16 protein-coding genes and 1 pseudogene are annotated in these 18,160 nt (G+C 72.3%); 10 read left to right on the plus strand and 7 right to left on the minus strand.

Going from position 1 to position 18,160, the window contains the following annotated elements; all coding sequences use genetic code 11:
- Positions 1–3 precede the first annotated feature (3 nt).
- Genes IE316_RS25825 through IE316_RS25845 form a run of 5 tightly spaced genes read right to left on the minus strand, consistent with a single transcriptional unit; the run spans position 4 to position 5,698 of the window.
- On the minus strand, positions 4–804 hold the full coding sequence (locus IE316_RS25825) for an ABC transporter permease (RefSeq protein WP_190206882.1): 801 nt from the start codon (positions 802–804) through the stop codon (positions 4–6).
- Positions 805–1,734: an ABC transporter permease gene (locus tag IE316_RS25830; RefSeq protein ID WP_190206883.1), complete on the minus strand. Its 930-nt coding sequence runs from the start codon at positions 1,732–1,734 to the stop codon at positions 805–807. It abuts the gene before it with no gap.
- Complete coding sequence (locus tag IE316_RS25835; protein WP_190207043.1) at positions 1,734–2,873, minus strand: ABC transporter ATP-binding protein; 1,140 nt, start codon at positions 2,871–2,873, stop codon at positions 1,734–1,736. Before IE316_RS25835 ends, IE316_RS25830 begins: the two co-directional genes overlap by 1 nt.
- A 5-nt stretch (positions 2,874–2,878) precedes the next feature.
- Positions 2,879–4,126 carry a polyamine ABC transporter substrate-binding protein gene (locus tag IE316_RS25840; protein WP_190206884.1) on the minus strand — a complete coding sequence of 416 codons (1,248 nt, stop codon included), beginning with the start codon at positions 4,124–4,126 and terminating at the stop codon, positions 2,879–2,881.
- A 54-nt stretch (positions 4,127–4,180) separates the two neighbouring features.
- Positions 4,181–5,698 (minus strand): gamma-aminobutyraldehyde dehydrogenase, encoded by a 1,518-nt coding sequence (locus tag IE316_RS25845; protein ID WP_190206885.1) that lies wholly within the window; start codon positions 5,696–5,698, stop codon positions 4,181–4,183.
- A 202-nt stretch (positions 5,699–5,900) separates the two neighbouring features.
- On the opposite strand from IE316_RS25845, the gene ybiA reads away from it, so the two are divergent.
- Positions 5,901–6,506 carry a riboflavin biosynthesis intermediates N-glycosidase gene (gene ybiA, locus IE316_RS25850; protein ID WP_190206886.1) on the plus strand — a complete coding sequence of 202 codons (606 nt, stop codon included), beginning with the start codon at positions 5,901–5,903 and terminating at the stop codon, positions 6,504–6,506.
- Here the strand turns inward: ybiA and IE316_RS36010 are convergent.
- A complete protein-coding gene (locus IE316_RS36010; RefSeq protein WP_268257652.1) occupies positions 6,490–7,338 on the minus strand; it encodes a DUF4190 domain-containing protein in 849 nt (282 codons plus the stop codon). The genes ybiA and IE316_RS36010 overlap by 17 nt on opposite strands.
- A 155-nt stretch (positions 7,339–7,493) precedes the next feature.
- Between IE316_RS36010 and IE316_RS25860 the strand changes: the two genes are divergently transcribed.
- Together IE316_RS25860 and IE316_RS25865 are read left to right on the plus strand one after the other, a co-directional pair.
- Positions 7,494–8,555, plus strand: coding sequence for an adenosine deaminase (locus IE316_RS25860; RefSeq protein ID WP_373311304.1), 1,062 nt, complete (start codon positions 7,494–7,496; stop codon positions 8,553–8,555).
- A 25-nt stretch (positions 8,556–8,580) separates the two neighbouring features.
- On the plus strand, positions 8,581–9,312 hold the full coding sequence (locus IE316_RS25865) for a glycerophosphodiester phosphodiesterase (protein WP_190206888.1): 732 nt from the start codon (positions 8,581–8,583) through the stop codon (positions 9,310–9,312).
- 68 nt (positions 9,313–9,380) lie between these two features.
- Here IE316_RS25865 and IE316_RS25870 read toward each other — a convergent pair whose 3' ends face one another.
- Complete coding sequence (locus tag IE316_RS25870) at positions 9,381–10,820, minus strand: gamma-aminobutyraldehyde dehydrogenase (protein WP_190206889.1); 1,440 nt, start codon at positions 10,818–10,820, stop codon at positions 9,381–9,383.
- A 165-nt stretch (positions 10,821–10,985) separates the two neighbouring features.
- Between IE316_RS25870 and IE316_RS25875 the strand changes: the two genes are divergently transcribed.
- From IE316_RS25875 to IE316_RS25905, 7 genes and pseudogenes are all read left to right on the plus strand, one after another.
- Positions 10,986–11,501, plus strand: a complete 516-nt coding sequence (locus IE316_RS25875; RefSeq protein ID WP_190206890.1) for an Lrp/AsnC family transcriptional regulator — start codon at positions 10,986–10,988, stop codon at positions 11,499–11,501.
- Positions 11,486–12,877: an aspartate aminotransferase family protein gene (locus IE316_RS25880; RefSeq protein ID WP_190206891.1), complete on the plus strand. Its 1,392-nt coding sequence runs from the start codon at positions 11,486–11,488 to the stop codon at positions 12,875–12,877. The genes IE316_RS25875 and IE316_RS25880 overlap by 16 nt, the downstream gene beginning before the upstream one ends.
- A gap of 220 nt (positions 12,878–13,097) precedes the next feature.
- Positions 13,098–13,820: pseudogene (locus IE316_RS25885) on the plus strand (ABC transporter ATP-binding protein); the annotation flags it as partial.
- Positions 13,821–14,008: 188 nt separating this feature from the next.
- Positions 14,009–15,520, plus strand: coding sequence for a hypothetical protein (locus IE316_RS25890; RefSeq protein WP_190206893.1), 1,512 nt, complete (start codon positions 14,009–14,011; stop codon positions 15,518–15,520).
- A 108-nt stretch (positions 15,521–15,628) separates the two neighbouring features.
- The gene (locus IE316_RS25895) at positions 15,629–16,036 is read left to right on the plus strand and encodes a VOC family protein (RefSeq protein ID WP_190207045.1); all 408 of its coding nucleotides are present in this window, start codon (positions 15,629–15,631) and stop codon (positions 16,034–16,036) included.
- Positions 16,037–16,073: 37 nt separating this feature from the next.
- Complete coding sequence (locus IE316_RS25900; protein WP_373311305.1) at positions 16,074–17,204, plus strand: LOG family protein; 1,131 nt, start codon at positions 16,074–16,076, stop codon at positions 17,202–17,204.
- A 164-nt stretch (positions 17,205–17,368) separates the two neighbouring features.
- Complete coding sequence (locus tag IE316_RS25905) at positions 17,369–18,085, plus strand: LAETG motif-containing sortase-dependent surface protein (protein WP_190207047.1); 717 nt, start codon at positions 17,369–17,371, stop codon at positions 18,083–18,085.
- Positions 18,086–18,160 lie beyond the last annotated feature (75 nt).

An 18,160-nucleotide genomic window follows, 5' to 3' on the forward strand; every position in this document is an offset into this window, starting at 1 on the left:
GGATCACGCCCTGGACTTGGTGCGGCGGCTGCCGATGACCATCGAGAGGAGGACGAGCAGGACGGCGACGACGAACATGGCCGTGCCGATGACGTTGATCTGTACGGGGGTTCCGCGCTGGGCCGAGCCCCAGACGAACATGGGGAAGGTGACCGTGGAGCCCGCGGTGAAATTGGTGATGATGAAGTCGTCGAAGGAGAGCGCGAAGGCGAGCAGCGCCCCCGCGGCGATCCCCGGGGCCGCGATCGGCAGGGTGACCCGGAGGAAGGTCTGGAAGGGCCCGGCGTACAGGTCCTGGGCCGCCTGTTCCAGCCGGGGATCCATGGACATCACGCGTGCCTTCACGGCCGTGACGACGAAGCTGAGGCAGAACATGATGTGGGCGATCAGGATCGTCCAGAATCCCAACTGAGCACCCAGGTTGAGGAACAGGGTGAGCAGCGAGGCGGCCATGACCACCTCGGGCATCGCCATCGGCAGGAAGATCAGCGCGTTGACGGCGCCGCGCGCGCGGAAGCGGTAGCGGGCCAGGGCGAAGGCGATCGCGGTGCCGAGGGCGGTCGCGCCGAGCGTCGCCCAGCAGGCGAGCTGGAGGCTCAGCGCGAGCGAGCCGCACAGGTCGGCGACCCCGCACGGGTCCGTCCAGGCGTCGGCCGAGAACTCCTGCCAGGCGTAGTTGAAGCGCCCGACGGGCTTGTTGAAGGAGAACACCGTGACGACGACGTTCGGCAGGAGCAGATAAGCGAGCGTCAGCAGTCCGGCGATGACGACCAGATTGCGCTTGAACCAGGTGACGAAGGCCATTTACACCAGATCCTCCGTGCCGGACTTGCGGATGTAGAGGGTGACCATGACGAGGATCGCGGCCATCAGGATGAACGACAGCGCCGCGGCCGTCGGGTAGTCCAGGACGCGCAGGAACTGGGTCTGGATGACGTTGCCGGCCATGCGGGTGTCGGTGGAGCCGAGCAGGTCGGCGTTGACGTAGTCGCCGGTGGCCGGGATGAAGGTCAGCAGCGTGCCGGAGACGACGCCCGGCATGGACAGCGGGAAGGTGATCTTCCGGAAGGTGGTGAAGGGCCGCGCGTACAGGTCGCCGGCCGCCTCGTGCAGTCGCCCGTCGATGCGTTCCAGGGAGGTGTACAGCGGCAGGATCATGAACGGCAGGAAGTTGTACGTCAGTCCGCAGACCACCGCCAGCGGGGTGGCCAGCACCCGGTCGCCGGCCGTCCAGCCGAGCCAGTTCGTGACGTCCAGGACGTGCAGGGTGTTCAGGGCGCCGACGAGCGGCCCGCCGTCGGCGAGGATCGTCTTCCAGGCGAGGGTGCGGATCAGGAAGCTGGTGAAGAACGGCGCGATCACCAGGACCATGATCAGGTTCCGCCAGCGGCCCGCCCGGAACGCGATCAGGTACGCCAGCGGATAGCCCAGCAGCAGGCAGAGCACGGTCGCGGCGGCGGCGTAGGCGACCGAGCGCAGGAACTGCGGCCAGTACGCGGTGAGGGCGTCCCAATAGGTGGCGACGTGCCAGGTGACCTTGTAGCCCTCCTCCAGGGAGCCGGTCTGCACGGAGGTGGACGCCTGGTAGATCATCGGCAGCGCGAAGAAGACGACCAGCCAGAGCAGGCCGGGCAGCAGCAGCCAGTACGGCGTGAGACGGCCCCGCCGGCGCGGGGGCGCGGGCTCCGGCGCGGTCGGGGTGAGCGGCGGGGGCGCCTCGGTGAGCGTCGTCATCAGGCGGCCTCCTCCACCCCGGCGGCGGCGTCCTGGGCGGCGTCCAGGCCGAAGGTGTGGGCCGGGTTCCAGTGCAGGACGACCCGGGCCCCCGGCACCAGGCGGGGGTCGCGGTCGACGTTCTGGACGTAGACCGCGAACTCCTGGCAGACCGGGCTGTCGACGACGTACTGGGTGGAGACGCCGGTGAAGGCGGCGTCCGCGATGGTGCCGGTGATGCGGTTGCGGCCCTCGGGTACGGAGTCGGCGTCGTCGGCGTGGGTGAGGGAGATCTTCTCCGGGCGGATCCCGGCCAGCACCTTGGCGCCGGGCGTGGCGGGCGTCCGGCACCGCTCCCGGGGCAGGACCAGCCTGCCGTCGCCCGCCCGCAGCACGACGTCCGGGCCGCTCGCGCCCTCGATCCCGGCCTCGATGAAGTTGGAGGTGCCGAGGAAGTTGGCGACGAAGGTGGTGCGAGGGTTCTCGTACAGGTCGGCAGGGGTGCCGAGCTGCTCGACGCGGCCGGCGTTCATCACGGCGACCTGGTCGGCCATGGTCATGGCCTCCTCCTGGTCGTGGGTGACGTGCACGAAGGTGATGCCGACCTCGGTCTGGATGCGCTTGAGCTCCCACTGCATCTGGCGGCGCAGCTTCAGGTCGAGGGCGCCCAGCGGTTCGTCCAGGAGCAGCACTTGGGGGTGGTTGATCAGTGCGCGGGCGAGGGCGACGCGCTGCTGCTGGCCGCCGGAGAGCTGGTGCGGCCGCTTGCGGGCCTGCTCGCCGAGCTGCACCAGGTCGAGCATCTCCTCGACCTGCTTCCGTACGCTCTTGATGCCGCGGCGGCGCAGACCGAAGGCGACGTTCTCGAAGATGTCCAGGTGCGGGAAGAGGGCGTAGGACTGGAAGACGGTGTTCACCGGCCGCTTGTACGGGGGCAGCCGGGTGACGTCCTGGTCGCCGAGGTGGACGGTGCCGCGGGTCGGTTCCTCCAGGCCGGCGATCATGCGCAGGGTGGTGGTCTTGCCGCAGCCGGAGGCGCCGAGCAGGGCGAAGAAGGAGCCCTGCGGCACGGTCAGGTCGAGCGGGTGCACGGCGGTGAAGGAGCCGTAGGTCTTGCCGATGCCGGTGAGGCGGACGTCGCCGCCGGTGCCGTTGGTCATGGTGGTCACGCCCCTGTGAGCTTCGCGAACTTGCCTTCGTAGGCCGTTTCCTCCGCCGAGCTGAGCGAGCGGAAGGCCCGGGACCCGGCCCGCATGGCCTGGTCGGGGATGATCAGCGGGTTCTCCGCCGCGTCCGGGTCGATCTTCGCGAGTTCGTCCTTGACTCCGTCGACGGGACAGACGTAGTTGATGTAGGCGGCCAGCCGAGCGGCGGCCTTCGGCTCGTAGAAGTAGTCGATGAGCCGCTCGGCGTTGGTCTTGTGCCGGGCCTTGCCGGGGACCAGCAGGTTGTCGGTGGAGGTGATGTAGCCGCTGTCGGGGACGAGGAAGCCGACGTCCGGGTTGTCCGCCTTGAGCTGGACCACGTCGCCGGCCCAGGCGAGGCAGGCCGCGAGGTCGCCCTTGCTGAGGTCGGCGGTGTAGTCGTTGCCGGTGAACCGGCGGATCTGGCCCTTGTCGACGGCCCGTTGCAGCCGGGCGACGGCCGCGTCGTAGTCGTCGTCGGTGAACCGGCCCGGGTCCTTGTCCATGTCGAGCAGCGTCATGCCGACGGTGTCGCGCATCTCGGTGAGCAGCCCGACCCGGCCCTTGAGCTTCGGGTCGTCCAGCAGGTCGGACAGGGACGTCACCTCGACCCCGTCGAGCGCCTTGCGGTTGTAGGCGATGACGGTGGCTATGCCCTGCCAGGGGTAGGAGTAGGCGCGGCCGGGGTCCCAGTCGGGGGTGCGGAACTGGGGCGACAGGTTGGCGTACGCGTGCGGCAGATGCGACGGGTCCAGTTTCTGGACCCACCCGAGGCGGATGAGGCGGCCGGCCAGCCAGTCGGTGAGGACGATCAGGTCCCGGCCGGTCTCCTGGCCGGCCGCCAACTGCGGCTTGATCTTGCCGAAGAACTCGTTGTTGTCGTTGATGTCCTCGCTGTACTTGACGCGTATCCCGGTGCGTTCGGTGAAGGCGTCCAGGGTGGGGTGCCGTTTGCCGCTCTCGTCGACGTCCATGTACTCGGTCCAGTTGGAGAAGGCGACCTCCTTCTCCTTCGCCGAGTGGTCCTCGGCCGCCGTGCCGCCCCCGGTCTTCCCGGCGGCGGGGATGCCGCAGCCGCTCAGGGCGCCCAGGGCGCCGGCCGCGAGGGCGCCGCCGGCGGAGGCGCGCAGCAGCGACCGGCGGGTCAGGGCGGCCCGGCCGCTGCGCAGGCTGCGCCGCACGGCGGCCACTTGGACCGGGGTGAGACGGTCGGGCTCGTACTGCTCCATGCGCGTGATGCCCTTTCGGGTGGGTCGGCCGTGGTCGGCGGCCTGCGGTGATGGCTATCGGTCCCCGAAGACGGTGCGGTGCCAGTCCTTCGCGGCGACCGCGGTGTTGTCGAACATGACGTGTTTGAGCTGGGTGTACTCCTCGAACGAGTACGTTGACATGTCCTTGCCGTAGCCGGACGCCTTATAGCCGCCGTGCGGCATCTCGCTGACGATCGGGATGTGGTCGTTGACCCAAACGCAGCCCGCCCGGATCTCCCGCGTGGCCCGGTTGGCCCGGTACACGTCCCGGGTCCAGGCGGAGGCGGCGAGCCCGTACGGGGTGTCGTCGGCGAGCCGCAGGCCCTCGTCGTCGCCGTCGAAGGGCAGCACGACCAGGACCGGCCCGAAGATCTCCGACTGGACGATCTCGCTGTCCTGGGCGGCGCCCGTGATCAGGGTCGGCCGGTAGTAGGCGCCCGCCTCCAGGTCGCCCCCGGGCGCCTCCCCGCCGGTCACCACGCACGCGTAGGAGCGCGCCCGGTCGACGAAACCGGCGACGCGGTCCCGCTGCGCGTGGCTGACCAGCGGCCCGAGGTCGGTGCCCGGCGCGAACGGGTCGCCGACCCGCACGGTCTCCATCAGCGCGGCCGTCCGCTCGACGAACGCCTCGTACAACGGGCGCTGTACGTACGCGCGCGTGGCGGCGGTGCAGTCCTGGCCGCTGTTGATGAGGGCGCCCGCGACCGCGCCGTGGGCGGCGGCCTCCAGGTCGGCGTCGTCGAAGACGACGAAGGGCGCCTTGCCGCCGAGTTCCAGGTGCAGCCGTTTGACGGTGGCGGTGGCGATCTCGGCGACCCGTCTGCCGACGGCGGTGGAGCCGGTGAAGGAGGTCATCGCCACGTCCGGGTGGCCGACGAGGTGCTCGCCGGCCTCCCGCCCGGTGCCGCTGACGATGTTGATCACACCGTCGGGGACGCCGGCCTCGGTGGCGGCCTGAGCGAAGAGCAGCGCGGTGAGCGGGGTGATCTCGGCGGGCTTGAGCACCACGGTGTTGCCCGCGGCGATCGCCGGGAGGATCTTCCAGGCGGCCATCTGGAGCGGATAGTTCCAGGGCGCGACGGAGCCGACCACACCGATGGGTTCGCGGCGCACGTACGAGGTGTGGTCGCCGGAGTACTCGCCGGCCGACTGCCCCTGGAGGTGGCGGGCGGCACCGGCGAAGAAGGCCGTGTTGTCGATGGTGCCCGGCACGTCGAACTCGCGGGTGAGCTTGAGCGGTTTGCCGCACTGGAGGGACTCGGCGCGGGCCAGTTCCCCGGCCCGCCCGGCGAGCACGGCGGCGAACCGGTGCAGGGCGTCGGAGCGTTCGCCCGGGGTGGCGCCGGCCCACCCGGGGAACGCGGCCCGCGCGGCGGCGACGGCCGCGTCGACGTCCTCGGTGCCGGCCAGGTCGTAGGTGAGCACCTCCGCGCCGGTCGCCGGGTCGACGACGGTGTGCGTCCGGCCGGAGGTGCCCCGCGTCAAACGGCCCGCGATGTAGAGGGCCCCGTCCGCGAAGCGGTCCTGCGGGGCGGTGTCCGGATGGTGCATGGCGGCTCTCCTCGGTGTCCCCAGAGCGGGGTCCGGCGTGGCTCAGGCTCGATGTGAGTGCCGATCCTGACAGAGCAGTAGACCCCCAACAAGTGATTCCGTTGTTGCCTTTTGGTTACGCGACGGAATCTGTCGACCAGGTGTCGAGTCGGGCCGGAAAAGGCCGGACGGAGTGTCAGTGGCGCGTGCGAGAGTGGCGTGCATGGGAGAGATCACGGGGGCGATCGGCGGCAGGCAAGTGCTGATCGAGCAGGTCCGGGCAGGCGGACGCGTCAAGTACCTGTACTTCTGGGGCCACCGCCCCCGCCCGGACGGCCGGATCGGGGCGGGCTGCCTCAGCCAGTGGTGGCCGTCGCCGTTCACGGTGGCCGGGGTGGAGTACGCGACGGCCGAGCACTGGATGATGGCGGCCAAGGCCCGGCTGTTCGGGGACGCGGAGGCGGAGCGCCGGGTGCTGGCGGCGGGACATCCCGCCGAGGCCAAGCGGGCGGGCCGGCTGGTGCGCGGCTTCGACGAGGCGATATGGGCGCGGGAGCGCTTCGGGATCGTCGTCGAGGGCAGCGTCCACAAGTTCGCGGCGGACGGCGCGCTGCGGGAGTTCCTGCTGGGCACGGGCGACCGGGTGCTGGTCGAGGCCAGTCCCGTGGACCCGGTGTGGGGCATCGGCCTGGCCGCGGACGACGAGGCGGCGGCCGACCCGGAGCGCTGGCAGGGGGCGAACCTGCTCGGGTTCGCGCTGATGGCGGCGCGGGAGCGGCTTCGGGCCGGGGCGGCGCGGCCGGCGGCGGGTGCTACGCCGTCGCGATGATCAGGGCGCCGAAGCCGACGCCCAGGGCGATGCCCACCGCTCCGCAGATGATGCCGGCCAGGGCGTAGCCGCCGTTGGTGGCCTCGCCCCGGCGGGCCTTGCCGCGGCCGATCACGCCGAAGACGACGCCCAGGATGCCCGCGAGGACGGCCAGCGGCCAGAGGCAGAAGCCGATGGCCGCGATGATGCCCAGCACCATGCCCGCCGTGCCGAGCCCGTTGCTGGGCAGCGGCGCCATGCCGGGCCACCCGTAATAGCCCGGCAGTTGCGCGGACCCGGGGTGCCCGTAGCCCCCCGGGTAGCCGTACGGCACCTGCCCGGGCCCGCCCGGCGCCATGGGCGGCGGCGGAACGGCCTGCCCCTGCGGGTAGGGGGGCGGACCGGTGGGGGCGGGGGCGGCGAAGGGGTTGGTGGGGTGGGGCGGGGTGGGGGCGGCGAAAGGGCTGCCGTTCTGCAGCGGGTCGGGGCCGGGGGCAGCGAAGGGGGTGCCGTGATGGGAGGCGGGAGGGCCGGGGGCAGCGAAGGGACGGGCGTGACCGGAAGGGGGCGCGTACGGGTTGCCGTGGTCGGACGCGGAGGAACCCGGCGGCGCGAACGCGTTCCCCTCGCCGGACGCGGAGGAACCCGGCGGCGCATACGCGTTCCCGTCGCCGGACACGGAGGAAACCGGCGGCGCGTACGGGTCGCCGGCATCGGACGCCGAAGGGACCGCCGGGTCGCCCGCCCCGCCGTCCGTGGCCTTGCGCAGGAAGTCGGGGTTCCGGCCGCCCTGGGCCGGGCCGCCCTCGCCGGGTCCGGCGGCGGACTGCGGCGGCTGCGCGTCGTCGGACATACGCGGGTTCCCCTCTGTCGAACGTGCCGTCATGCTACGGCCCGTCCCCGCCCGGCAGGCCCCCGGCCTACGATGATCCCGAGTCACCGATCAGCCGATCACCCGCGTCCCGCCGCCGCCCTCAGGGCCGGGGACGCCGTTCCGGGGAGGAACCCTTGACCGAGCACCTCGTCGACCCCGACGTGCCGCGCGACCTGACCGCCTTCATCGCCGGGCTGCCCAAGGCCGAACTGCACGTCCACCACGTCGGTTCCGCCTCCCCGCGGATCGTGTCGGAGCTGGCCGCCCGCCACCCGGACTCCAAGGTCCCCAGCGACCCCGAGGCGCTGGCCGACTACTTCACGTTCACCGACTTCGCCCACTTCATCCAGGTGTACCTGTCCGTGGTGGACCTGATCCGCACCCCGGACGACGTCCGGCTGCTGACGTACGAGGTGGCGCGGGAGCTGGCCCGGCAGCGGGTGCGGTACGCGGAGCTGACCATCACGCCGTACTCCTCCGTCCGGCGCGGCATCGACGCGAGCGCTTTCATGAGCGCGATCGAGGACGCCAGGAAGGCGGCCGAGGCCGAGTTCGGGACCGTACTGCGCTGGTGCTTCGACATTCCGGGCGAGGCGGGGCTGGAGTCCGCCGAGGAGACGACGCGGCTGGCCACCGACGACCGGCTGCGCCCGGAGGGCCTGGTCTCCTTCGGGCTCGGCGGGCCGGAGATCGGCGTGCCGCGCCCGCAGTTCAAGCCGTACTTCGACCGGGCCATCGCCGCCGGGCTGCACTCCGTGCCGCACGCCGGTGAGACCACCGGGCCGGAGACGGTGTGGGACGCGCTCACCCACCTGCGGGCCGAGCGGATCGGGCACGGCACCAGTTCCGCGCGCGACCCCGAGCTGCTCGCGCACCTCGCCGAGCACCGCATCCCGCTGGAGGTGTGCCCGACCTCCAACATCGCCACCCGCGCGGTGGCCACGCTGGACGAGCACCCGATCAAGGAGTTCACCCGCGCCGGTGTGCTGGTGACGATCAACTCCGACGACCCGCCGATGTTCGGCACCGACCTCAACAACGAGTACGCCGTCGCCGCCCGCCTGCTCGGCCTCGACGAGCGCGGACTGGCCGACCTGGCGAAGAACGCGGTGGACGCGTCCTTCCTGGACGAGGCGGGCAAGTCCCGGATCAGGGACGAGATCGACGCGTACACCACGACCTGGCTCGCCCCCTGACCCGCCCGCCGGAGGCCCGACACCGATGACCACCGCGCCCACCGCGTCCGCGGCGCCCGCCGCGTCCCCCGCGACCACCGTGACGGCCGTGGCGCACCGCGGCGATCCCTACCGGTTCCGTGAGAACACCCTGGACTCGCTGCGCTCCGCGCTCGGCCGCGGCGCGGACGCCGTGGAGACGGACGTACGGCTGACCCGGGACGGCGTGCCCGTGCTGCTGCACGACGCGACGCTGAAGCGCCTGTGGGAACAGGACCGTCCGCTGGCCGCGCTGTCGGCGGACGAGGTGCGCGGGCTGACGGACGGGCGGGTGCCGACCCTGGCCGAGGCCCTCGCGGCGACCGAGGGCCACCGGGTGATGCTGGACCTGCCCGGCGCCCCCGGCACCGGGGCGGTCCGCCGGATCGTGGGCGTCGTACGGGAGTGCGGGGCGGCCGACCGCGTGTACTACTGCGCGGGCGCCGCCGCCATGCTGGCCGTGCGCGCCGCCGACCCGGCCGCCGAGATCGCGCTGACCTGGACGTCGCTGGCGCCGCCCCGGCCCGCGCTGCTCGACGCGGTCGGCCCGCGCTGGCTCAACTACCGCTTCCCGCTGGTCGACCGGGCCCTGGTGGACCGCGTCCACCGGGACGGCCGGCTGGTCTCCGTCTGGACCCCCGACACCCGCCGCAGCATGCGCCGGCTCATCGCGCTGGGCGTCGACTCGATCACCACCAACCGCATCGACGTCCTGCACACCCTGCGCCGCACCGCCTGACCACCGGCCGGCCCCGCACCCGCCCCGCCCGCCGGCTGTCCCGGCGGGCGCGGCCCGGGCCTCGGATCTCAGACGTCCAGCGACGTCATCACGTGCTTGATCCGCGTGTAGTCGTCGAAGCCGTACGCCGAGAGGTCCTTGCCGTAGCCGGACTTCTTGAAGCCGCCGTGCGGCATCTCCGCGACCAGCGGGATGTGCGTGTTGATCCAGACGCAGCCGAAGTCCAGCTTCTTGGACATCCGCATGGCCCGGCCGTGGTCCTTGGTCCACACCGAGGAGGCCAGCGCGTACTCCACGCCGTTGGCCCACTCGACGGCCTGGTCCTCGTCGCGGAACGACTGGACGGTGATGACCGGGCCGAAGACCTCGTTCTGGATGATCTCGTCGTCCTGCTTCAGCCCGGAGACGACGGTCGGCGCGTAGAAGTAGCCGCGCTCGCCGACCTGGTGACCGCCGGCCTCGACCTTGGCGTGGGCGGGCAGCCGCTCGATGAACCCGGCGACCTGCTTGAGCTGGTTGGGGTTGTTCAGCGGCCCGTACGCCACGTCCTCGTCGTCCGGCTGCCCGGTCTTCGTCTCGGTCGCCGCCTTGGCCAGCGCGCTCACGAACTCGTCGTGGATCGACTCGTGCACCAGCACGCGGGTGGCGGCGGTGCAGTCCTGGCCGGCGTTGAAGTAGCCCGCCTCGGCGATGCCCTCGACGGCCTTGGCGATGTCGGTGTCCTCGAAGACCACGACCGGGGCCTTGCCGCCGAGCTCCAGGTGGACCCGCTTGAGGTCCTTCGACGCCGACTCGGCGACCGACATGCCGGCCCGCACCGAACCGGTGATGGAGGCCATCGCCGGGGTGGGGTGCTCGACCATCAGCCGGCCGGTGTCGCGGTCGCCGCAGATGACGTTGAAGACGCCCTTGGGCAGGATCGAGCCGACGATCTCGGCGATCAGGACCGTGGAGGCCGGGGTGGTGTCGGAGGGCTTGAGGACGACCGTGTTGCCCGCCGCCAGCGCCGGGGCGAACTTCCACACGGCCATCATCATCGGGTAGTTCCACGGCGCGACCTGCGCGCACACCCCGATCGGCTCCCGGCGGACCATGGAGGTCAGGCCCTCCATGTACTCACCGGCCGCGCGTCCCTCCAGCATCCGCGCCGCGCCCGCGAAGAAGCGGATCTGGTCCACCATCGGCGGGATCTCCTCGGTGCGGGTCAGCCCGATCGGCTTGCCCGTGTTCTCCACCTCGGCCGCGATCAGCTCCTCGGCGCGCTCCTCGAACGCGTCCGCGATCTTCAGGAGGGCCTTCTGCCGCTCGGCCGGGGTGGTGTCCCGCCACGCCGGGAAGGCCGCGGCGGCCGCCGCCATCGCGGCGTCCACGTCCGCCGGCCCGGACAGCGGGGCGGTCGCGTACGCCTCGCCCGTGGCGGGGTTGACCACCTCGGTGGTCCGTCCGTCGGCGGCGTCCCGGAACTCACCGTCGATGTAGTTGCGCAGACGACGCAGTTCGGTGCTCACTGCCGGCCCTCCAAGTTCGGGTGTCCAATCACTGAGACACCCACCCTAGACGGACCCCCGACGTTTTCAACACCCCCGGAGCCTTGTGGAATGCGAAATCCGCAGACTTGAGTCTCGTACACAACGGATTTCATCGGTCTCGTCTTGCGAAACTGTCGAGACGTCGTGCACAGTGAAGGCGTGGCCAGTCGAAGCGCAGAACCGAGGGACTCCAACCGGTCGAGGCAGCACACCCCCCAGTTGGACGCCGTCTCCCTCGCCATCATCGAGCAGCTCCAGGAGGACGGCCGCCGGCCGTACGCCGCCATCGGCAAGGCCGTCGGCCTGTCCGAGGCGGCCGTGCGCCAGCGGGTCCAGAAGCTGCTCGACCAGGGCGTGATGCAGATCGTCGCGGTGACGGACCCGCTCACCGTGGGCTTCCGCCGCCAGGCGATGGTCGGTGTCAACGTGGAGGGCGACGTGGAGTCCGTCGCCGACGCGCTGACCGCCATGTCCGAATGCGAGTACGTCGTGATGACCGCGGGCTCCTTCGACCTGATGGTGGAGATCGTCTGCGAGGACGACGACCACCTCCTGGAGGTCATCAACCGACGCATCCGGGCCGTCCCCGGAGTGCGCTCCACCGAGAGCTTCGTCTACCTCAAGCTCAAGAAGCAGACCTACATGTGGGGAACCCGATAACCGTGAGCACCGACACCCCCCAGGACCTCAGCCGGACCGCGTACGACCACCTGTGGATGCACTTCACCCGCATGTCGTCGTACGAGAACGCCCCCGTTCCGACCATCGTGCGGGGTGAGGGCACCTACATCTACGACGCCCAGGGCAAGCGCTACCTCGACGGTCTGGCCGGACTGTTCGTGGTCCAGGCCGGCCACGGGCGCGCCGAGCTGGCCGAGACCGCGGCCAAGCAGGCCCAGGAGCTGGCGTTCTTCCCGGTGTGGTCCTACGCCCACCCGAAGGCCGTCGAGCTGGCCGAGCGGCTCGCCCACCACGCCCCCGGCGACCTGAACAAGGTCTTCTTCACCACCGGCGGCGGCGAGGCGGTCGAGACCGCCTGGAAGCTCGCCAAGCAGTACTTCAAGCTGACCGGCAAGCCCACCAAGCACAAGGTGATCTCCCGCGCGGTGGCCTACCACGGCACCCCGCAGGGCGCCCTGTCCATCACCGGCCTGCCCGCCCTGAAGGCCCCCTTCGAGCCGCTGGTCCCCGGCGCCCACAAGGTGCCGAACACCAACATCTACCGGGCGCCGATCTTCGGCGACGACCCGGAGGCGTTCGGCCGCTGGGCCGCCGACCAGATCGAGCAGCAGATCCTGTTCGAGGGCCCGGACACGGTCGCGGCCGTCTTCCTGGAGCCGGTGCAGAACGCGGGCGGCTGCTTCCCGCCCCCGCCCGGCTACTTCCAGCGGGTCCGCGAGATCTGCGACCAGTACGACGTGCTGCTCGTCTCCGACGAGGTCATCTGCGCCTTCGGCCGGCTCGGCACGATGTTCGCCTGCGACAAGTTCGGCTACGTCCCGGACATGATCACCTGCGCCAAGGGCATGACCTCGGGCTACTCCCCGATAGGCGCCTGCATCATCTCCGACCGCCTCGCCGAGCCGTTCTACCGGGGCGACAACACCTTCCTGCACGGCTACACCTTCGGCGGCCACCCGGTCTCCGCCGCGGTCGGCCTGGCCAACCTCGACCTGTTCGAGCGCGAGAAGCTGAACCAGCACGTCCTCGACAACGAGGCCAACTTCCGCTCCACCCTGGAGAAACTGCACGACCTGCCGATCGTCGGCGACGTGCGCGGCAACGGCTACTTCTACGGCATCGAGCTGGTGAAGGACAAGGACACCAAGGAGACCTTCACCGACGAGGAGACCGAGCGCGTCCTGTACGGCTTCCTCTCCAAGAAGCTCTACGACAACGGCCTGTACTGCCGGGCCGACGACCGCGGCGACCCGGTCGTCCAGTTGGCCCCGCCGCTCATCTCCGACCAGGGCACCTTCGACGAGATCGAGCAGATCCTGCGCGCCACGCTGTCGGAGGCGTGGACCAAGCTCTGATCTTCCCCGGACCTCCCGCGCGCATCTCCCGCGCGGAGGACCGCCCACCGGCCCCGGCGCCGCCCGTTCGAGTGAACAACGGCGGCCCGGGGCCGCGTGCTGTCCGCTCCGCCCCGCCCGCCCTGCCTAGCGTGCCTCAGTGACCGATGGGCCCGGCCGCCGTTCGCCCGGACGGGGGACAGCGCCCGGGGAAAACGGATCAGAACCGAGGTGTACGCCCATGGTGGCCCCGCCGGACGACGACGTGCTGCGGGCACGCGCCCTGCACTTCCAGTACCACGACGGCTCCCCCGCGCTCCAGGGCGTCTCGCTGGGCGTCCGGGAGGGCGAGATCCTCGCCGTCAGCGGACCGCGCGGCAGCGGCAAGACCACCCTGCTGCGCTGCCTGGCCGGTCTGGTCCGGCCGCAGCGCGGCGAGGTCTGGTTCACCGGCCTGCCGGTGCACACGATGGGCCCGCTCGCCCGCGAACGGCTGCGCCGCGACCGGTACGGCTGGGTCGACCCGGCGCCGGTCCTGGTCCCGGAGCTGACCGCCTGGGAGAACGCCGCGCTGCCCCTGATGCTGCGCGGCACCGGCCGGCGCCGGGCGAAGAAGGCGGCGCTGGAGTGGCTGGACCGCCTCGACGCCGGGGACAGCGCGCGCCGCCGCCCGCACGAACTGCGCCGCTCCGAACGCCAGCGGGTGTGCATCGCCCGCGCGCTCGCCGTCACACCGGCGATCCTCTTCGCCGACGAGCCGACGGCACCGCTGCACCGCGCCGACCGCGCCCCTGTGCTGCGCACGCTCACCACGGCGGCCCGGTCCCACGGCATCACCGTCGTCGTCGCCACCGACGACCAGGACACGGTCGCCCTCGCGGACCGCGCGCTCTGCCTGCTCGACGGGCGGTGCGTACAGACCGTCCACCTGCCATCGCCGGACGGGCCGGACGGGCCGGACGGAACGGAGGGGCCGGGGGCCGTGGGGGCGGCCCGGGAAGCCGGGGCCGCCGCGGCGCCCGGCGCGCCCGGCGAACCCGTACCGACCGAAGCGCCCGCGGCGAGCGAGGTGACCGGAGCCGCCGGAACGGGCGGGGCGGCCGGGAGCGCCGGGCCGGCCCCGCGGGTCGTCGGGCCGGAGGGACGTGCCGCGTGCTCGCTCTCCGTCTGAGCCGCCGGCCGCACCTCGCCGTCCATCTGCGTCGGCTGCTGGTCTCGGCGGCGTCGGCGGGCACCGGCTTCCTGCTGCTGTGCTCGCTCGGTCACGCGCTGAACCACCAGGACGCGCCCGCCGCCTCCGCCCAGCGCCTGGCCTGGTGCGCGGCGCCGCTCGTCGCCACCGTGTACCTCGCCGTCGCCGTCTCCCGTACCGACCCGGTCGCCCGGCCCCGGCCCGGCCTGTCGGCGATCGGCATCGGCCCCGGCCGCCTGATGGCCCTGTCGGCGGTCACCACGGCCCTGGCCTGCGCGCTCGGCTCCCTGCTGGCGCTGGCCGTCTTCCTGCACCTGCGCGGCGACCTCACGGGTCTGCCCTTCGACGGCGGCGCCGCCGACTCCCTCGCGGCCGGGCTGCCGCTGCCGTACCCGGCGGTGCTGACCCTGCTGGCGCTGGTACCGGCGTCCGCGTCGGCGGCGGTGGCCTTCACCCACCGCCCGCGCGAGTCCCACCCGGCACCGGCGGAGGGCGCGGGTCGCCGGTACGGCCGCTTCGGGGCGTACGGGCTGGCGAGGCGGGAGACCTTCGGGGCGTACGGCCGCTTCGGCGCCCGCCGCGCGCCGGGACGGGCCGCCGACGCGCGGACGACGCCGCCCGGGACCCGGGCACCGGACGGCACCGCGCAGGACGGCCCCGCGAACGGGACGGGCACCGGCGCCGCCGGCATCGCGGCGGGCGGCGTCCTCCAGGCCCGCGTCCACCCGACGCGCACCCCGGCGACCACCACGCCCGCCGGTACCCGGACCACCGTCACCACCCACCAGCCCGGCACCTCAGCCCCGTCCCCGTCCCCGTCCCCGTCCCCATCCCCATCCCCGGAGGCCGACCCCACCGCCCCCGCCTCCACCACCCCCGGACCCGCACCCACCCCCCGGCACGGCACCACCCTCCTCCCCTGGGGCGTCACCCTGCTGGCCGTCGGTCTCGCCGTCGAGGCCATGGCCGACGGCACCCGGGGCGCCGGCACCGGTGTGCTCGCCGGCTGGGCGCTGACCGCGCTCGGGCTGGCCCTCGCCGGACCCGGCCTGACCCATCTGTGCGGCCGGCTCCTCCAGGCGGTCCGGCCCGGCGCCCTGCGCCTGCTGGCCGGGCGGGTGCTGATGGAGGAGGCGTACCGCATCGGCCGCCCCCTGGGCGTCGTCTGCGCGGTGGCCTCCGCGGCGTACGCGGCGGCGGTGCTGTACGCCCCGGAGGGGCCGTCCCTGGGCCCGCTGCGCACGCTCGGCGCGCTGGTCGTCGGGGGCTGCTCGGTGGCCACGCTGCTGACCGCCGCCGTCGAGGTGAAGCACGCCCGCGCCGAGACCACGGCCGCGCTGGCCCGCATGGGGGCGCCGGCCGGGCTGCTGCGCCGCGCCGCCGCCCTGCGCGCCGGAGCGCTGCTGGCCCTGTTCGGCCCGCTGACCCTGGCCGTCGCCGAGCTGGCCGCGCTGCCGCTGACCCGGGCGTGACGGATCAGCGGGAAAAAGACCGGAGAAATCTCCGCGTTCGGCGATGAGTTCGAGCGGGCTCCCCGGTCTACCCCTGCGAACGGCATGACACCGACAGAAGAGGCCCGCATGTACCAGCAGATGATCTTCGTGAACCTGTCGACCAACGACCTCGACGCCTCGAGGAAGTTCTTCACGGAGCTGGGGTACTCGATCAACGAGCAGTTCAGCGACGACAGCACCGTCTCGGTCCCGATCAGCGACACCATCGTCGCGATGCTGCACACCCCGCAGAAGTACTCGGTGTTCACCAAGAAGGAGATCATCGACTCCCGGACGCACAGCGAGGTGCTGATCGCGCTGAGCGCCGAGAGCCGCGAGAAGGTGGACGAGCTGGTGGAGAAGGCCGTCGCGGCGGGCGGCCGGGTCACCGGCGAGACCCAGGACCTCGGCTTCATGTACGGCCGTGCCTTCGAGGACCTCGACGGCCACACCTGGGAGGTCGCCTGGATGGACCCGGCGGCCATCCAGGGCTGACGGACAGGCGTACGAACGGCGGCCCTAGCATGGGCGGGTGGACGCCCCTCTGATACCCGCCCAGCCGCATCACGCCTCGCACGACCGGGAGATCGAGTCCCTCGCCGAGTTCGACGAGGTCGTCGCCCGGGACGGCACGCTTGCGCACTACCGCGTGCAGGCCGTCGACCTGACGGACCGTACGGAGGTGCTCACCTCCGTCGGCACCGAGGGCGCCGTCTTCCTCGGCTGCCCGATGGACCCGGACGCAGCCACCGCCGTGCGCGCCGCCGGGGCACTGGTCTTCCCGCCGGTGCCCGGCCTGCCCTTCGACCCGTACCGGGCCTTCGTCTACTCCCCCGACGAGCTGTTCGCCGGTCTGGACGACGGGTACGAGGCGACTCCGGACGCGCTCGCGTACGCCTGGTTCCAGCGGACCAAGGCCGACGGGGACATCTTCGGCTCCATGCTGCGCGCCGTCCACGACGACGCCGTCTCGGACGCGCTCGACGAACTCCTCGCCGGCGCCCGGGTGGTGGGCGTCATGGGCGGCCACGCCATGGCGCGCGGCACCGAGGCGTACGCCGGTGCCGCCCGGCTCGGGCGCGAACTGGCGCGCGCCGGACTCACCGTGGCGACCGGCGGCGGACCGGGCGCCATGGAGGCGGCCAACCTCGGCGCCTACGCGGCCCCCTTCACCGACGGGATGCTGGAGGAGGCGCTGCTGCTGCTCGCCAAGGCCCCGTCCTTCACCCCGTCGGTGACCGAGTGGGCGCGCGCCGCCTTCGAGGTGCGGGAGCGCTGGCCCGGCGGGGGCGCCTCGGTCGGCATCCCGACCTGGTTCTACGGGCACGAGCCGCCGAACGCCTTCGCGTCGGGCATCGCCAAGTACTTCGCCAACGCCACCCGCGAGGACGGCCTGCTGGCCCGCTCCAACGCGGGGGTGGTGTTCCTGCCGGGCGCCGCCGGGACCGTACAGGAGATCTTCGACAACGCGACGCCGAACTACTACGAGTCGCGCGGCGAGCCCACGCCCATGGTGCTGGTGGACCGGGCGCACTGGACGGAGAGGCTGCCGGCGTGGCCGCTGCTGCGGGCGCTGGCGCGGGGCCGGTCGATGGAGTCCCGGATCGTCCTGGTCGACCGGATCGAGGACGCGCCGGCGGCCCTGAAACGTCACGGAGGTTAATAAGAGGGTAAAGTCAACACCCTTACCCGACATGTGCGTTGACACCGGTCGTGCGCTGCCAATAGACCTGTGAGCCTCCTGGGACCACAGTGTCACGAAAGTGTGGACGCCGGTCCCGGGTGAACCCCCCGCATCCACGTATCCGGTAAAGGACCACCGTGCCCCTGCCCATACTCAGAAGCGCGGCCTCCCGCCGCAGCGTCCGCGCCCTCGGCGTGGCCACCGCCACGGCCGCCCTCGCCATCGGCGCCGCAGGCAACGCGTTCGCCTGCAACATCGGCGAGTTCACCGCCGCCGCCAAGTGCGAAGGCGACAAGGGCGTCATCACCGTCACCGACGTGGACCCCTCCGGTGTCCCCGCCACGGTGACCGTCTACCGACAGGACAACGGCACCGAGGTCGAGGTCGGCTCGCAGGAGGTGAAGGGCTCCCGCGAGGGCACCACCATCACCTTCGCCGAGGACTGGAAGCCCAAGACGACGTACCGCATCCACGTGCTGGCGAAGCCGTACGTCGACGACGACATCAAGGGTGGCGTCACCACCCCGGACACCGCCTGCGGCGGCGGCGAGGAGGAGGAGTCCCCGACTCCGACGCCCACGCCCACCCCGTCCGAGTCGTCCTCCACCCCGGCGGAGGAGGAGTCCGAGTCGCCGAGCCCGGTTCCGTCGTCGCCGACCGCCTCGCCGAGCGACAGCACCGTCCCGGCCGGTGACGCGAGCAACGCGCCCTCGCCCGCGGCCGGTGACTCCAACCTCGCCGAGACCGGTGCCAACTCCAACACCGGTCTGATCGTCGGCATCGCGGCCGTGCTGGTCGTCGTCGGCGGCGGCGCGGTCTTCTTCGGCCTGCGGCGCCGTGGAGCGAACAGCAACGGCTGACGCCCCGCCCGTCCTACGGTGGCCCGTCCCCTCCTGGGGGCGGGCCATCGCCGTGTCCGGGCACCGGCACCGCTT

Origin of the sequence: Streptomyces fumanus, assembly GCF_014655295.1 — a bacterium.
Taxonomy (GTDB): domain Bacteria; phylum Actinomycetota; class Actinomycetes; order Streptomycetales; family Streptomycetaceae; genus Streptomyces; species Streptomyces fumanus.

Excerpts from the sequence above, each read along its gene's own strand:
- IE316_RS25830 (WP_190206883.1), bottom strand. The coding sequence starts at position 1,734 with ATGACGACGCTCACCGAGGCGCCCCCGCCGCTCACCCCGACCGCGCCG.
- IE316_RS25825 (WP_190206882.1), bottom strand. The coding sequence starts at position 804 with ATGGCCTTCGTCACCTGGTTCAAGCGCAATCTGGTCGTCATCGCCGGA.
- IE316_RS25840 (WP_190206884.1), bottom strand. The coding sequence starts at position 4,126 with ATGGAGCAGTACGAGCCCGACCGTCTCACCCCGGTCCAAGTGGCCGCC.
- IE316_RS25865 (WP_190206888.1), top strand. The coding sequence starts at position 8,581 with ATGACCACCGCGCCCACCGCGTCCGCGGCGCCCGCCGCGTCCCCCGCG.
- IE316_RS25835 (WP_190207043.1), bottom strand. The coding sequence starts at position 2,873 with ATGACCAACGGCACCGGCGGCGACGTCCGCCTCACCGGCATCGGCAAG.
- IE316_RS25895 (WP_190207045.1), top strand. The coding sequence starts at position 15,629 with ATGTACCAGCAGATGATCTTCGTGAACCTGTCGACCAACGACCTCGAC.
- ybiA (WP_190206886.1), top strand. The coding sequence starts at position 5,901 with ATGGGAGAGATCACGGGGGCGATCGGCGGCAGGCAAGTGCTGATCGAG.
- IE316_RS25845 (WP_190206885.1), bottom strand. The coding sequence starts at position 5,698 with ATGCACCATCCGGACACCGCCCCGCAGGACCGCTTCGCGGACGGGGCC.
- IE316_RS36010 (WP_268257652.1), bottom strand. The coding sequence starts at position 7,338 with ATGTCCGACGACGCGCAGCCGCCGCAGTCCGCCGCCGGACCCGGCGAG.